A 13,520-nucleotide genomic window follows, 5' to 3' on the forward strand; every position below is an offset into this window, starting at 1 on the left:
ATATGCATACAATTATCTACCTACAATGCGCTAAATCAGCGTTACTAGTGATATGAAACGGGCTGCTGTTGAATTAGTTTAGCTGCCGCAACCTTTATAGTTTTTAGCTACACATTCACGTGCAAGTTTTTGTGCTTCAGTTAATTGTTGAGGGGTAAGTTTTTTAGCTACTAAATCTCTATTAGCAATTGACAGTTTAGTGCCTTGTGCACCCGATAAGTTATACCACATATGCGCCAAAGTGTAATCCTGTGTAACACCTCGTCCAAAATAATACATATCACCCAACATATGTTGTGCTTGAGCAAGTCCTTGTTGAGCAGCTAACATAAATAACTTAACAGCTTCCGCATAATCTTGCGTAACGCCTTGTCCAAAAATATACAAAGTACCCAACATATATTGTGCAAAAGCATCTCCTTTCAATGCATGCGGCTTAAATATCTTAGCTGCTCGCGCATAGTCGCCGTCTAAAACAGCATTTTCACCATCATCTGTACTATCTGCTGCATAGACGTTTATACTCATAAAAACTGTTATCACAAAAAATATTATTATTCTCTTCATAGTCATTTGTTTATTCTACAATTCTTAAAATTTTTAGCTAAGCTCTCACGTGCAAGTTTTTGTATGGCTTTAGGTTTTTAGGATTTAATATTTATTAAAATATAACTCAAACACTGTTTTACTTTGCCTCATCTTATGCAGCATTCTGCATTCAATTGCTAATTGTAAATATGATATTGAACTTATTTCACTCTGTTTGCAAATAGTAAATACAGTAAACTGTGCAAAATTTTAACGTGTATCACCTTCCGTCTTTCATTAACTTAGCCAACATAGCCTTTAGCTTAATTCCGTCTGCACTTTCACTAAAAGTCTTTTGTTCAGCCACAATCTTATCTAATGCTGTTTGTAATACAATCCTTTTAATATCCTCTTTGCTAGTTTTTGCGCTAGCACCTTCCGTTAGCTTGTGTACACTTCTGCTAGTAACTAAACGTGGCACTTGGTTTATTAATCCAAGTACCCCAAACACCCCAAATGCATCTCTATCCAACCAAAACTTATCAGCCTCGTTTTTTGTAATATAAGCCTGCAAATGTGCTAGTGCAGCGTCATATTCTGCACTAGCCAATACACGTAAATTTTTTGCACTATTTACTGTAACTGTTTTTTCTGCACGTATAGTCAGTAAATCAGCACGTTTTAGCATTGCCTCGTAGTCTGCTAGTGCTGTTGGCTTTACTTCAAAAAACTTACGTCTAGCAAGTTCTTCATTCCAAAGTCGTTCATATTCAACCAAACCGTCCAAACCTAATACATTTTCTAAATCTCGTAAGCTAACAGCTTTGCCTGCGTCCAGCTTAGCTATGAGCTTTTCTAGTTTTGTTTTGTTTAGCTGACGCATAGATTAATTTAGACGTAGAAATAATAAACAATATACTCCTATAGCTTGCGCTTGGCTGTCAAATTACTATTTTTTGATAGTTTGGCTGGTGTGAGTATATGGACAGAAATTTATTTGCTTTTTTTGACGCTTATTTTTTGTCTTCTTCATCTTCACTTTTACTCAATACTTCAAGCGCGCGTTCTTTTTCAGCTTTTAGTTTCTCGTAATCAGTGCCACTTAACTTATCTGCATACATACGTGCAGTGATGTGTGCATAATGTTTTCTAATCATTTCAACGCTAGTGCCCATTTGTTTTTCTAGTGTAAATACATCAATGTCTTCGTACAGCAAAGCAAATGTGGCGTAGGTGTGACGTAAGCTGTACAAACTTCTGTTTGTGCCTGTTCTTCTATCAATTAGTAAATCACTATCACGCATTAGTATTTCAAAAGTTTGCGACAAATTTTTAGTGCGTGTGCCATCACTTAGCCTAAACACGTACTTGTCTATACCACCTTCCATCAATTCCTCAAATGTTAAATGTCGTATGTCTTCGCTTCTGCTGTGTATGCGCTTAAAGTATGCAATACAATTCCTACGTGCTACAAGCTCTCTTTGCTTTGTTTTTCCATCAACGCTTAGCATCAATGCTTGCTTGCCGTTTTTGTTGTGCCAACTCAAATGCTTCCATTTAAGTCCATAACTTTCAGTTCCGTGTCTCATACCTGTGTTAGCTAATATCAACACATAGTCCCGTAGCAATTCACGCATTTCAATACTTTTTTGTCTTTTGCCCTCAAACTCGTTAACCCACGTGCGCATAAACTCAATCAAGTATCTATACTCATCTAATGTAAAGTCGCTGCGTCTAGTACCTTTTTCGCCTTTATTAATAAGCTGTGGGATTTGCGCTTTGCTCATATAGTTGTGCAGCATCGCCTCATCAAATATTTTATTAAGTGCTGAGTTATGTGTGCTGATGGTGCTTGCTTTTGCTTTGTGTCCAATCTTTTCATCACGCCAAATTGCGTATTGATGGATTAATTGATAAGTGATGTTGGTAATGTTGTGATTACCAAAAAACGGGATAAGGTAATTGTTGGTAACACGTATGTAATCTTCATATACTTTTTTACCTTGTTTAGCATCTAACTGCACTCGCATTTTATTGTTAGCTAAACGTGCGACAGCATCGAAGCGTTTGCTGATGATAGGCATATTATCTTTATGCCTAACTTTGGCTACAACGTATGCTTCTTCTGCTACAGCTTTGGCTTCTTTCAAATCTTTTTCTTTAGTGCTTTGCCTTAACCATCTATTACCAATCTTAAAACGCATTTGCCAAGCACTGCTGTGACTACGCTTAGTTAGCGTAATTTTGCCATCTAATATTTGTATAGAATTAGCTGATAATTGTGCCATTTAGTAAAAATACGTGATTAAAAGTTATGATATTAACTATGCGCTTTTATGAGAAAAAGAACAACAAGAAATGTGTAATGAGTGTGCAACAAAGAAAAACGGGACTTACATCGCTGTAAGCCCCGTAAAATGGTGGTGAAAGAGGGACTTGAACCCTCGACCCCAGGATTATGAATTGCGAATACTAGTAATAAGTCTTTAATTAAATTGACTTAAAAGTGATTATTAAATGGTGTGTAATAGAATGTGTAATGAATAATCAAGTATTATGCAGTAATATACATGCAGAAAAAACGCACAATTAGACGTTACGGTTTAGCTTAGCAATAGTTTGATTATTTTTTTGTATAGCAGCAACAGCCTTTTGTTTCTGTTGCCTTACTCGCTCATTCTTTAATGCAGTTGTCGCTCTTTCTTTCTGCTGCTTTAGTGCATTAATTTGTGCTTTTTGTGGCGTAAGTGGCTTAATAGTAAATTCGTAAAATCTCATACAAATATTTATCTATCTAACTTTTCTCTTTCCTTTATCCATTCGTTAATCACACTTAATCGCCAAACAACAGTTCTTTCACTAAGTTTGATTCGCTGTGGGAATTGATTTTTTTTCATTAGTTTATATATTGTGCTTCTTCAAATGCTTAGCATTATCGCAAGCTCTTTAATTCGTATATATCTATCTTCAGTCATAACCACCTTACCTAACTAATGTTGGATAAGTCACAACATTCACTCGTCCATACATAGCTTCTAATTGCAGCTTTGCTTTGTGTGCATCATTAGCTTGTATTACCACATCTTTAGTTGTCTTAATCACTTTAGTCACTTCTACTTTAACTAAACATTTATACGTGTTCATAGTATTTGCCCTCACACTAAATCACAAATAGTAGTGTCAGCACAAACTAATTCCTACCAAAACCAATTTAATTCACATTTCCTTTTGTTTGTATAAATAAACATAACAGTAAGCATAAGGTTAGCACGCCGAATGTAATAGTGCTGCAGAGTCCGTTCTTAAATGTGTGACGGTATGCAATGAGTCGCTTGCACTCAGCCTCATCACACTACCCTTTTTGGATGCCTTAAACGCAGCACCTATGTGCAATGACGTTTGTGATGTTGTATATGGTTGGTAATACAGAGATGTATGAATATAGGCTTTAATTTAAAGCTGAAGTGAGTGGGATTGCCACAATTTAACCCACAAACACAAATGCAATAGCTACTGATATGGCTGCATTAGTGTTGCGTATGACGTGCACGTAATAGGTGATAGCAAAACCTACCTATCTTGTTTAATCAAGTTGTGTGATATCAGTTGTAACACCTAACTAAAAGGTAATCAATGTGCTACGCCGTAATAACGGCGTGGCTTGTGAGCCCTACTAAAAGAGTAAGAAGAAAGAAGATAAGTGCTAAACAAAAGCGATAGCTTTTGTGCAAGCAAGCAAGCGTTAGCTTGCTCTTACTTAAACCAAAGCTATTCTACAATACCTTTGTTTATCAACCAATATCACAGCTAACCTATTATATATAAACAGGAAATAATACTACTAAATACAATGACAAATAGTGGTAGGAAAAAAGAAACAAAGAAAACACAATAACTACTACTAAATTATTTGTTTATTAGGAGTTGATATGAAACAAGCACGCACTATAGATGATAAAGAACTTAACTTACTTCTGCTATACATCAGCACTCGTAAATATGCTGCACGTGATAGGGCTATAGTATTGCTGACATATTGGAGTGGTATGCGTATTGGTGAAGTTGCTGCACTTAATGTTAAAGATGTTGTGAATGTGGATGGCACTGTTAAGAATGAAATCAATTTGACTGCTGAACAAACAAAGGGACGATTTGCACGCACAGTAGTATTAGCTGAAAAGCTACGTAAAGAGATTAAAGATTACTTATTGACAAGATTTAGTGAAAAGGAATTAACTGCAGTTGCATATAGCCACATATACAACAAGCCATTGTTTATGACACAAAAAAGTGAAGGCTTTAGTGCCAACACATTAACTTACACTATGACTATGTTATATAAGCACAGTGGATTGTATGGATGCAGCAGTCACAGTGGACGCAGAACATTTATTACTAAGCTCAGCAACAAGTCAGTGCCACTTAAAGTGTTGATGGAGATGGTTGGACATAGAAACTTGCAGACAACACAACGTTACATTGATGTTACTGCTGATATGAAACGTGCAGCAGTAGAGTTAGTTTAATGATGGTTTATCGAAATGCAGACTTTTTTCTAATGCTCGCGAACAGCGCGAACAGCGCGAACAAGTGAACGAACGAACAGCGAACGAACAAAGAACAACGAACGAACAACGAACGAACAACTGAATAAACGGACAGCGAACACAAAAAAGTCAGCATTTACTTAAACTGCAATTTCATCGTTTCTTTACAGTGTTGAAGTGATTGCGCTGCAGTGCAATGTTTGCACTTGACATTGCGTTCTTACCATTCTTTTCAGCTTCAAAATAAGCATCTAAAAATACCTTCGCTGCTTTCACTTCACCCTTATGCTGTAAGTGCTGAATATCTTCTAATGCATTCAAATGCATTTCATCCAATATGTCAGTCAGCACTGCAATACGTATATCACGTATTGTTTTATATTCACTCTTTGCTAGTGCATCTGTTTTGCGCTGTGCCAAGTGTTCACGCCAAGTGCTATCTACTAACTGCTGTTGCTGTGCAGACAACAAAGAGTTTATTTCTCTTATCGCAACATCTTCACCATCTTTAAGCTGTTGAATACGCTGCTGCAATCGTTCTGTTTTATGTAGGTTGTTTATTTTTGGCATTAAGACTAATGATTAATATAAAAAAATAACCGTTAAAATTTATCAAAAATTAAATAAGGAGTTATTAAATTAATAATATTATTCAAATATCATTTTGATAAGACGCATCTAAAAGAGTCTTTTTTAACTTCCAAGTTAAAGCGTTCTGCATCCATTAAACAAGTCTCCCAATTATAATTATCACCATAACCAAAATATATTGTTACCTTCCACCATTCATCTAAATACTCCCCATATCTTTCCATAAAGACAATTGGTGAACCTTTAAATTTATTATCTTGTACAAAAGATATTAATTCATCTTTGTCTCGTTCACCCTTACAAGCAGTGAGAAAAATTAAAATAGATAAAAGAATAATACTGCCAATTTTAATTTTCATTTATTTTTATCTTTCTATTATTTTAGATTTATTGATTATTTGATTTAGTTTTAATATCAACAAACTTCAAACCACTACGTGTAAACTGCGCAATAGCACGTATCAGCATAGGCTTCTTAACTTTGTTAGCACTAGCCACTTGTTCTAACATTGCTAATAATGCTTCCATACCTTCACTTTCACGTGTCAGTTCTTTATTCTTACTTTTAGCTGCATTACGCTTAGCTGCTTTCAATTCTTTAAGTTTTGCTTCTTGTGCTGCAATCAATTCATCAATGCTTCTACGTTTGCGTGTTACCACGTTATGTCTCCTTTTGTTAGTGTTGAAATGCTTTAATCAAATAATGCGCTACTAATTTAAATAATTCAATAGTCTGTCGCTAACATTAAGCTATCAAATAGCTATTATTTTAGTAATATTCTAGTGCTGAGTAGTGTTTGAAAATCAAATGCGTTGTAGACTATTTTAACTATGCCTTATCATTCAATACTGTGCAGATAAGAATATGTCTTATTCTCCACCAATATATTGCTAATTTGAATCGAACTACTGAGTTTTTATTGCTGTTAAAAAGTGGTAGGGGTTAGAAAAAAGTAGTTAGCATTAAATTTTATTTTTTAGTCAGCTTTGTCATCTTCTTCAGCTTCATTCAATAATCTAATCCCTTCTTCGCGTTCACGTTTAATTTTTTCGTAATCAGTACCACTCAATTTATCTGCATACATACGTGCGGTAATATGTGCATAATGTTTTCTAATCATTTCAACGCTAGTGCCCATTTGCTTTTCTAAAGTAAACACATCTATGTCTTCATATAACAAAGCAAATGTAGCGTATGTATGACGCAGACTATATAAACTTCTGTTTGTGTCTGTTCTTCTATCTACTAGCAAATCACTATCACGCATTAGTATTTCAAAAGTTTGTGACAAGTTTTTAGTGCGTGTGCCATCACTTAACCTAAACACGTATTTGTCCATACCACTTTCCATCAATTCCTCAAATGTTAAATGTCGTATATCTTCACTTCTGCTGTGTATGCGTTTGAAGTATGCAATACAATTCCTACGTGCTACTAATTCACGCTGATTTGTTTTGCCATCAACACTTAACATTAATGCTTGGTTACCATTTTTGTTATGCCAACTTAAGTGCTTCCATTTAAGTCCATAACTCTCAGTGCCGTGTCGCATTCCTGTGTTAGCAAGTATTAATACATAGTCACGTAGTAGCTCACGCATCTCTATGCTTTTTTTTCTTTTACCTTCAAACTCATTAACCCAAGTGCGCATAAACGTAATCAAGTATCTATACTCGTCTAATGTAAAGTCACTGCGTCTTGTGCCTTTTTCGCCTTTATTAACAAGCTGTGGGATTTGCGCTTTGCTCATATAGTTGTGCAGCATCGCCTCGTCAAATATTTTATTAAGTGCTGAGTTGTGCGTACTAATGGTGCTAGCTTTTGCTTTGTGCCCAATCTTTTCATCACGCCAAACTGCGTATTGATGGATTAGTTGATAAGTGATGTTGGTAATATTGTGATTACCAAAAAATGGGATAAGGTAGTTGTTAGTAACACGTATGTAGTCTTCGTATACTTTTTTACCTTGCTTTGCATCTAACTGCACACGCATTTTATTAATTGCTAGTCGTGCTACAGCGTCAAAGCGTTTACTAATGATTGGCATGTTTTCTTTATGCCTTACTTTAGCAATAACGTATGCTTCTTCTGCTGCAGCTTTCGCTTCTTTTAAGTCTATTTCTTTTGTGCTTTGTCGCAACCACATACTGCCAATTTTGTAGCGCATTTGCCAAGCACTGCTGTGACTACGCTTAGTAAGCGTAATTTTGCCATCTAATATTTGTATAGAACTAGCTGATAATTGTGCCATTTAGTAAAAATACATGCTTAAACAGTATGATGTTAACTATGCGCTTTTATGACAAAAAGAACAATAAGAAATGTGCAACGAGTGTGCAACAAAGAAAAAAGCGGCTCACATTGCTGTAAGCCGCTTGTATTGGTGGTGAAAGTGGGACTTGAACCCACGACCCCAGGATTATGAATCCTGTGCTCTAACCAGCTGAGCTACATCACCGTGAAACTGTTTTGCTATGAAATTGTTAGATTTCAGCAAGCCCGCAATTCTAGTGTTTTGAAGGCGAGTTGTCAAAGTAAAAACCATGAATTGTCTATAATTTAGCGTTTGGCGGCTTGGGGTAATTACACGTTAAATCTAAAGTGCATCACATCACCATCTTGCACGATATATTCCTTGCCTTCTAGGCGCATTTTGCCTGCTTCTTGTGCGCCTTTTTCGCCTTTGTTTTTTACATATTCATCATAAGCAATGACTTCTGCGCGAATAAAGCCACGTTCAAAGTCGGTATGGATGACGCCGGCTGCTTGCGGGGCGGTGAAGCCTTTTTTAATCGTCCATGCGCGTACTTCTTTAACGCCAGCAGTGAAGTAGGTTTCTAGTCCTAATAAGCTGTAGGCGGCGCGAATGACGCGGTTTAGGCCAGGTTCTTCTTGACCTAGTTCTTCTAAGAAGAGGAGTTTGTCCTCTTCGTCTAGCTCTGAAATCTCGCCTTCAACTTTTGCGCAGATGCACACGACAGGGGCGTTTTCTTTTTTACCGAGTTCGACGACTTTGTCTAGATGCGGGTTGTTTTCAAAGCCAGTTTCGTCTACGTTGGCCAGATACATCACGGGTTTTACGGTGATTAGGCAAAGTGGTTTGAGTAGTTGTTTTTCGTCTTCATCTAAGTCTAACGTGCGCACGGGCGCACCTGAATCTAGGTGTGTCTGTACTTTTTCACATAGTTTGACGGTTGCAATGGCATCTTTATCGCCAGATTTTGCTTTTTTACTTTCACGTTGTAGCGTCTTTTCTACTGTTTCCATATCGGCTAGTGCAAGTTCTGTATTAATCACTTCAATATCAGAAAGCGGGTCGATTTTATTAGCAACGTGGATAACATTGCTGTCTTCAAAGCAGCGTACAACATGGGCAATGGCATCGGTCTCACGAATATTGGCTAAGAATTTGTTACCCAAACCTTCGCCTTTTGAGGCGCCTGCAACCAAACCAGCAATATCTACAAACTCAACAATGGCAGGTTGTACATTTTGTGGATTCACAATATCAATCAGCGCTTGCATGCGCGGATCGGGTACTTCTACAATGCCGACATTGGGCTCAATTGTGCAAAAAGGGTAGTTTTCAGCTGCAATACCAGCCTTGGTAATGGCGTTAAATAGGGTGCTTTTGCCTACGTTAGGTAGTCCAACAATTCCACATTTCATATCTTTTCTCTCTGTCTTTCAATCGATTACTGCGTTGGCTTCGTCTTGACCTTGCACGAAATTTGTTTCCATTTAGATTGCAGTTTCATGCTATCCAGCTCGTCATTCCGACGAAAGTCGGAATCCAGCGTCTTACGTCATTACAAGTCACTGGATTCCGTGTCACGCACGGAATGACAGCTGACGGTTATTTTTTGGTGTGCAATTTTAACATGGCGGCTTCAAACGCTCCGCTCAAAATCTCGTTGAGCACTTGGCTACTTTGCATCAAACTTTCGTCTATTGCATTTTGCTCATCTTTATTTGGCGCTTTTAATACATAATTGACAACTTCATGCTTATCGCCAGGGTGGCCGATACCAATGCGTAAGCGCCAGTAATTGCTGTTGCCTAATGCGGCATGAATATCTCTTAGACCGTTATGCCCACCATGCCCACCGCCAAATTTAAGCTTGCTTTGCCCAGCTGGCAAATCGAGCTCATCATGAATCACCAGAATCTCTTCTGGCGTAATGTGGTAATAGTTTGCCAGCGCGGCAACGGCTTTTCCGCTTGCATTCATATAGGTGTTTGGTTTAAGCAACCATTTATCCCGATGAGGATTAAGTTTGCCAACCATGCCAAACATTTTGCTATCTAATGTTAATTTGCTGCTGGTTTGATTAGCAATTAAATCAACCCACCAAAAGCCGGCGTTATGGCGGGTAGTGATATATTGATCACCAGGATTGCCTAGCCCTACAAATAATTTAATGGCATTTTTCATGATGTTAATTAATGGCCTATACAAATAAAAACGCGTACTCTATTACTAGAGCACGCGTCATTTTACTACTTATTGCTTACTCAGCTTCATCTGCAGCTGTGTCGCCCTCAGCTGTTTCGCCACCAACCAATGTTGTTGGTGCTGCTGCGGCTGTTTCACCATCTGCGCTAGCGCCACGTGGTTTATTGACTGAACTCACTGCAGGGTCTGCGCCATGTGCTAGTTGCACAAACTCAACACCCTCAGGTAATTTGATTTCTGACAGGTGAATTGATTCACCTGCTTCTAGTGCGCCTAAATCTACTTCAATAAACTCTGGTAAGTTTTTAGCTAAGCAGCTTACTTCCGCTTCGTTTAAGATGTGGGCAATATTACCGCCACCTGTTTTAACGCCAGGGCAAGTCTCTTCATTGATGAAGTGGAAAGGTACCTTAACGTGAATTTTTTCAGTTGCAGAAACACGTTGAAAATCAACGTGTTGAATGGTGTTGCGAACTGGGTGTAATTGGTAGTCACGCAATAAAACATCTTCTTTTTTACCATCAATTTCTAGGTTTAGGATAGACGCATGGAATGCTTCATGACGAAATTCCATAAATAACGCTTTATGATCAAATAATAATGGAATAGCTGGGCTCTCACCACCATAAATGACACCTGGAACACTGCCAGCGCGACGTAGGCGGCGGCTCGCACTCGTACCTTTTACGTCACGTTTGGTTGCTTTAATATTAATACTCATTGTATTGCTCCTTAATTTACTACATAAAAATCTGTTATCCGCGACCAGATAACAGGAAAACGATGCTCATTAATCCATAAATAAAGAAGAAACAGAGTCTTCTTTACTAATTCTGCGAATGGTTTCTGCTAACAATACGGCAGCACTGAGCTGACGGATTTTTTGACAGCTTTTTGATGCCTCACTCAATGGAATCGTGTTAGTCACGACTAATTCATCTAGCGCAGAGTTGGCAATGCGTTCTGCAGCAGAACCCGATAATACGGGATGCGTTGCATAAGCTAATACTTTTAGTGCGCCTTGTTCTTTTAATGCTGCCGCTGCCTCGCAAAGTGTGTTTGCAGTGTCGACCATGTCATCCATAATCACGCAAGTACGGCCAGCTACTTCACCAATAATATTCATCACCTTTGCCACGTTTGGTTTAGGCCGGCGCTTATCAATAATGGCCAAATCTGCACCTAATTGTTTGGCGGCAGCGCGAGCACGAACCACACCACCAATGTCAGGCGATACGACGACCAAATCTTTATATTGATATTTTTTTAAGTCGTCTAGCAAGATAGAAGTTGCGTAGATATTATCGACAGGAATATCAAAGAAGCCTTGTATTTGATCTGAATGCAAATCCATGGTTAGTAGACGATTCACGCCAACACTAGTAAGCATATTGGCGACTACTTTAGCTGTGATGGCTACACGAGCAGAGCGCGGACGACGGTCTTGTCTTGAGTAGCCTAAATAGGGGATAGCGGCGGTGATGCGGCCAGCTGATGAACGACGCAAGGCGTCAACCATGACCATGACTTCCATCAGGGTATCATTATTTGGATGGCTAGTTGACTGCAACACGAACACATCACGGCCGCGCACATTCTCAAGGATTTCTAGCATAATTTCGCCATCTGAAAATCGGCCAACGTCTGCGCGGCCAAGCTCAATACCAAGGTTCTGAGCAACTTCTTCGGCTAGAATTGGGTTCGCATTCCCTGTGAATACCATCATGTTGCTATTCGCTGCCACATGCATCCTTATTAAAATTGAAAAGCGTGTAAATCTAATGAATCTACACGCTTTTGACTGTTTAAATCTTGGCTGAGGAGGAAGGATTCGAACCTTCGCATGCAGGGATCAAAACCCTGAGCCTTAACCAACTTGGCGACTCCCCAAAAAACTTTATGTTGCTAACTCATACAAAGGATGCTGATTTAACGCTTTTGCAACAAAGCCTTGTACACTGGTTGGCTTTTTTGCAAAAATTGACTTTGCCTTTGCTAGTGAATCAACCACTACAAATACAGATGCACCCGATCCGCTCATGCGCGCTTGACCATATTGATTAAGCCACTCAAGGGTAGACGCAACTGCTGTAAATTCTTCACAAACTACTTTTTCAAGGTCATTTCTAAACAAACTAGAATTTGCACCGTTTGAAAAGTCCGCTATTTTCAATGGTTTCGTGTCTTTTGTCAATCTAGAATGTGTAAATATTTTAGCAGTGGATACTTGGATTTGCGGTGTTAAAACAACATAGTATGCCGCTGGTAAGGTCAATGGTGTTAGGATTTCTCCAATGCCTTCTGCCCATGCATTTTGCCCAAAAATAAAAAATGGCACATCAGCACCCAATGATAAGCCAATTTTCATTAGTGCGTCACGTGTTAAATGAAGTCCCCATAATTGGTTGAGCGCAAGTAATACCGTTGCTGCATCTGAGCTACCACCACCAAGGCCACCCCCCATTGGGATATGTTTTTCCAATTTAATTTCTACACCATGTTGATAACCCGATGCTTGTTGCAAGGCTTGTGCTGCTCTTACACATAAATCGTCATGTGCAGGTATGCCATGCATAGGTGTAATGCGTGTAATCTGATTACCGGTGGTTGGTTTTAATGAAACGGTGTCATAAAAATCTAAGAGTTGAAAAGCGCTTTGTAAGGTGTGATAGCCATCTGGACGTTGTCCAGTAACATGTAAAAATACATTTACTTTTGCGGGCGCAAGAAAATCGTGAAAATCAGACATTGCGTTATCTACTTTGTAGGTCAGACCATTGTTCAACGATTAACTTGATGATTAATTCGTCTGATCGTAATGTTATTTTCTTAGGTAAAAAATAACCATCATTGAATACATAGTCTCGATAAGTAATATCCCAGCCATCTTGCTTTAAATGTTGAATTCGGCCTTCATCATCCCATGTTATGTAAGCAGCTAGGCCTATTGTGCTAGGTTGCCCCAAAGCCCAATAACTTAATCCGCTTAATGGCAATTTAAAGCCGAGCGATTGTGCTGTTAGTGTTTCAGCATCAGGTGCAGTGATGGTTTCATTTTTGCTATTAGTCAGCAGTATTTGGTCATCTGTTTTGATGATATGGGCAACTTTTCCACCTATTGGAGAGAAGATATCAATATTGTCGCCATCTGCTTTGTGTTGCCATGCTACTCTGCCCGAGAATCCTTTGGGGTGAGTTGTGACGCCTAAACGGCCAGTAATAGAAAACTGCTCGATATTGGAAACCAATACCATATGATGCGCATGCAAAATAGCTGCCTCAGAGGCTGTGGTTGTTGTACTGGGCGTGTTTTGGGTTTTGAATGCAGCACATCCAGTAAATGAAAGCGCAAGAAAGCACAAGACAAGCGTATTACTGTGAAAGGCTGTCATGTTGT

General features: G+C 38.6%; 16 protein-coding genes, 2 tRNA genes and 1 pseudogene. 1 reads left to right on the plus strand and 18 read right to left on the minus strand.

Translation table 11 applies throughout. The annotated features are described in order from the left end of the window. Positions 1–78 precede the first annotated feature (78 nt). From KFB94_07820 to KFB94_07845, 6 genes and pseudogenes are all read right to left on the minus strand, one after another. Positions 79–528: a sel1 repeat family protein gene (locus KFB94_07820; GenBank protein ID QVL45165.1), complete on the minus strand. Its 450-nt coding sequence runs from the start codon at positions 526–528 to the stop codon at positions 79–81. A 280-nt stretch (positions 529–808) separates the two neighbouring features. After that, positions 809–1,411: a hypothetical protein gene (locus KFB94_07825; GenBank protein ID QVL45166.1), complete on the minus strand. Its 603-nt coding sequence runs from the start codon at positions 1,409–1,411 to the stop codon at positions 809–811. A 130-nt stretch (positions 1,412–1,541) separates the two neighbouring features. Then, the gene (locus tag KFB94_07830) at positions 1,542–2,816 is read right to left on the minus strand and encodes a hypothetical protein (protein QVL45167.1); all 1,275 of its coding nucleotides are present in this window, start codon (positions 2,814–2,816) and stop codon (positions 1,542–1,544) included. Positions 2,817–3,117: 301 nt separating this feature from the next. Further along, entirely contained in the window at positions 3,118–3,306 is a 189-nt protein-coding gene (locus tag KFB94_07835) for a hypothetical protein (protein QVL45168.1), read from the minus strand. A gap of 8 nt (positions 3,307–3,314) precedes the next feature. After that, positions 3,315–3,503, minus strand: a pseudogene (locus tag KFB94_07840) (AlpA family phage regulatory protein). Between the two features lie 7 nt (positions 3,504–3,510). Then, positions 3,511–3,672 carry a hypothetical protein gene (locus tag KFB94_07845; protein QVL45169.1) on the minus strand — a complete coding sequence of 54 codons (162 nt, stop codon included), beginning with the start codon at positions 3,670–3,672 and terminating at the stop codon, positions 3,511–3,513. 785 nt (positions 3,673–4,457) lie between these two features. Between KFB94_07845 and KFB94_07850 the strand changes: the two genes are divergently transcribed. After that, positions 4,458–5,054: a site-specific integrase gene (locus KFB94_07850; protein QVL45170.1), complete on the plus strand. Its 597-nt coding sequence runs from the start codon at positions 4,458–4,460 to the stop codon at positions 5,052–5,054. 174 nt (positions 5,055–5,228) lie between these two features. Here the strand turns inward: KFB94_07850 and KFB94_07855 are convergent, their stop codons facing one another. From KFB94_07855 to lolB, 12 genes are all read right to left on the minus strand, one after another. Then, the gene (locus tag KFB94_07855) at positions 5,229–5,645 is read right to left on the minus strand and encodes a hypothetical protein (GenBank protein QVL45171.1); all 417 of its coding nucleotides are present in this window, start codon (positions 5,643–5,645) and stop codon (positions 5,229–5,231) included. Positions 5,646–5,734: 89 nt separating this feature from the next. Then, positions 5,735–6,025 carry a hypothetical protein gene (locus KFB94_07860; GenBank protein ID QVL45172.1) on the minus strand — a complete coding sequence of 97 codons (291 nt, stop codon included), beginning with the start codon at positions 6,023–6,025 and terminating at the stop codon, positions 5,735–5,737. Between the two features lie 28 nt (positions 6,026–6,053). Further along, the gene (locus tag KFB94_07865) at positions 6,054–6,326 is read right to left on the minus strand and encodes a hypothetical protein (protein ID QVL45173.1); all 273 of its coding nucleotides are present in this window, start codon (positions 6,324–6,326) and stop codon (positions 6,054–6,056) included. 317 nt (positions 6,327–6,643) lie between these two features. After that, positions 6,644–7,918: a hypothetical protein gene (locus KFB94_07870; GenBank protein QVL45174.1), complete on the minus strand. Its 1,275-nt coding sequence runs from the start codon at positions 7,916–7,918 to the stop codon at positions 6,644–6,646. A gap of 130 nt (positions 7,919–8,048) precedes the next feature. Beyond that, positions 8,049–8,125, minus strand: a tRNA-Met gene (locus KFB94_07875). 125 nt (positions 8,126–8,250) lie between these two features. Beyond that, complete coding sequence (gene ychF, locus KFB94_07880; GenBank protein ID QVL45175.1) at positions 8,251–9,336, minus strand: redox-regulated ATPase YchF; 1,086 nt, start codon at positions 9,334–9,336, stop codon at positions 8,251–8,253. 187 nt (positions 9,337–9,523) lie between these two features. Further along, the gene (pth, locus tag KFB94_07885) at positions 9,524–10,102 is read right to left on the minus strand and encodes an aminoacyl-tRNA hydrolase (protein QVL45176.1); all 579 of its coding nucleotides are present in this window, start codon (positions 10,100–10,102) and stop codon (positions 9,524–9,526) included. A gap of 76 nt (positions 10,103–10,178) precedes the next feature. After that, positions 10,179–10,844, minus strand: coding sequence for a 50S ribosomal protein L25/general stress protein Ctc (locus KFB94_07890; protein QVL45177.1), 666 nt, complete (start codon positions 10,842–10,844; stop codon positions 10,179–10,181). Between the two features lie 69 nt (positions 10,845–10,913). Next, positions 10,914–11,849, minus strand: a complete 936-nt coding sequence (locus KFB94_07895) for a ribose-phosphate pyrophosphokinase (GenBank protein QVL46629.1) — start codon at positions 11,847–11,849, stop codon at positions 10,914–10,916. Between the two features lie 87 nt (positions 11,850–11,936). Then, positions 11,937–12,013, minus strand: a tRNA-Gln gene (locus KFB94_07900). Positions 12,014–12,020: 7 nt separating this feature from the next. Beyond that, a complete protein-coding gene (gene ispE, locus KFB94_07905; GenBank protein QVL45178.1) occupies positions 12,021–12,872 on the minus strand; it encodes a 4-(cytidine 5'-diphospho)-2-C-methyl-D-erythritol kinase in 852 nt (283 codons plus the stop codon). Between the two features lie 4 nt (positions 12,873–12,876). Further along, entirely contained in the window at positions 12,877–13,515 is a 639-nt protein-coding gene (lolB, locus tag KFB94_07910; protein ID QVL45179.1) for an outer membrane lipoprotein LolB, read from the minus strand. Positions 13,516–13,520: the final 5 nt, after the last annotated feature.

Source organism: Methylophilaceae bacterium (genome assembly GCA_018398995.1).
Classification (GTDB): domain Bacteria; phylum Pseudomonadota; class Gammaproteobacteria; order Burkholderiales; family Methylophilaceae.

Excerpts from the sequence above, each read along its gene's own strand:
- ispE (QVL45178.1), bottom strand. The coding sequence starts at position 12,872 with ATGTCTGATTTTCACGATTTTCTTGCGCCCGCAAAAGTAAATGTATTT.
- KFB94_07860 (QVL45172.1), bottom strand. The coding sequence starts at position 6,025 with ATGAAAATTAAAATTGGCAGTATTATTCTTTTATCTATTTTAATTTTT.
- KFB94_07830 (QVL45167.1), bottom strand. The coding sequence starts at position 2,816 with ATGGCACAATTATCAGCTAATTCTATACAAATATTAGATGGCAAAATT.
- lolB (QVL45179.1), bottom strand. The coding sequence starts at position 13,515 with ATGACAGCCTTTCACAGTAATACGCTTGTCTTGTGCTTTCTTGCGCTT.
- KFB94_07820 (QVL45165.1), bottom strand. The coding sequence starts at position 528 with ATGAGTATAAACGTCTATGCAGCAGATAGTACAGATGATGGTGAAAAT.
- ychF (QVL45175.1), bottom strand. The coding sequence starts at position 9,336 with ATGAAATGTGGAATTGTTGGACTACCTAACGTAGGCAAAAGCACCCTA.
- KFB94_07870 (QVL45174.1), bottom strand. The coding sequence starts at position 7,918 with ATGGCACAATTATCAGCTAGTTCTATACAAATATTAGATGGCAAAATT.
- KFB94_07855 (QVL45171.1), bottom strand. The coding sequence starts at position 5,645 with ATGCCAAAAATAAACAACCTACATAAAACAGAACGATTGCAGCAGCGT.
- KFB94_07895 (QVL46629.1), bottom strand. The coding sequence starts at position 11,849 with ATGATGGTATTCACAGGGAATGCGAACCCAATTCTAGCCGAAGAAGTT.
- KFB94_07890 (QVL45177.1), bottom strand. The coding sequence starts at position 10,844 with ATGAGTATTAATATTAAAGCAACCAAACGTGACGTAAAAGGTACGAGT.
- KFB94_07835 (QVL45168.1), bottom strand. The coding sequence starts at position 3,306 with ATGAGATTTTACGAATTTACTATTAAGCCACTTACGCCACAAAAAGCA.
- pth (QVL45176.1), bottom strand. The coding sequence starts at position 10,102 with ATGAAAAATGCCATTAAATTATTTGTAGGGCTAGGCAATCCTGGTGAT.
- KFB94_07845 (QVL45169.1), bottom strand. The coding sequence starts at position 3,672 with ATGAACACGTATAAATGTTTAGTTAAAGTAGAAGTGACTAAAGTGATT.
- KFB94_07850 (QVL45170.1), top strand. The coding sequence starts at position 4,458 with ATGAAACAAGCACGCACTATAGATGATAAAGAACTTAACTTACTTCTG.
- KFB94_07825 (QVL45166.1), bottom strand. The coding sequence starts at position 1,411 with ATGCGTCAGCTAAACAAAACAAAACTAGAAAAGCTCATAGCTAAGCTG.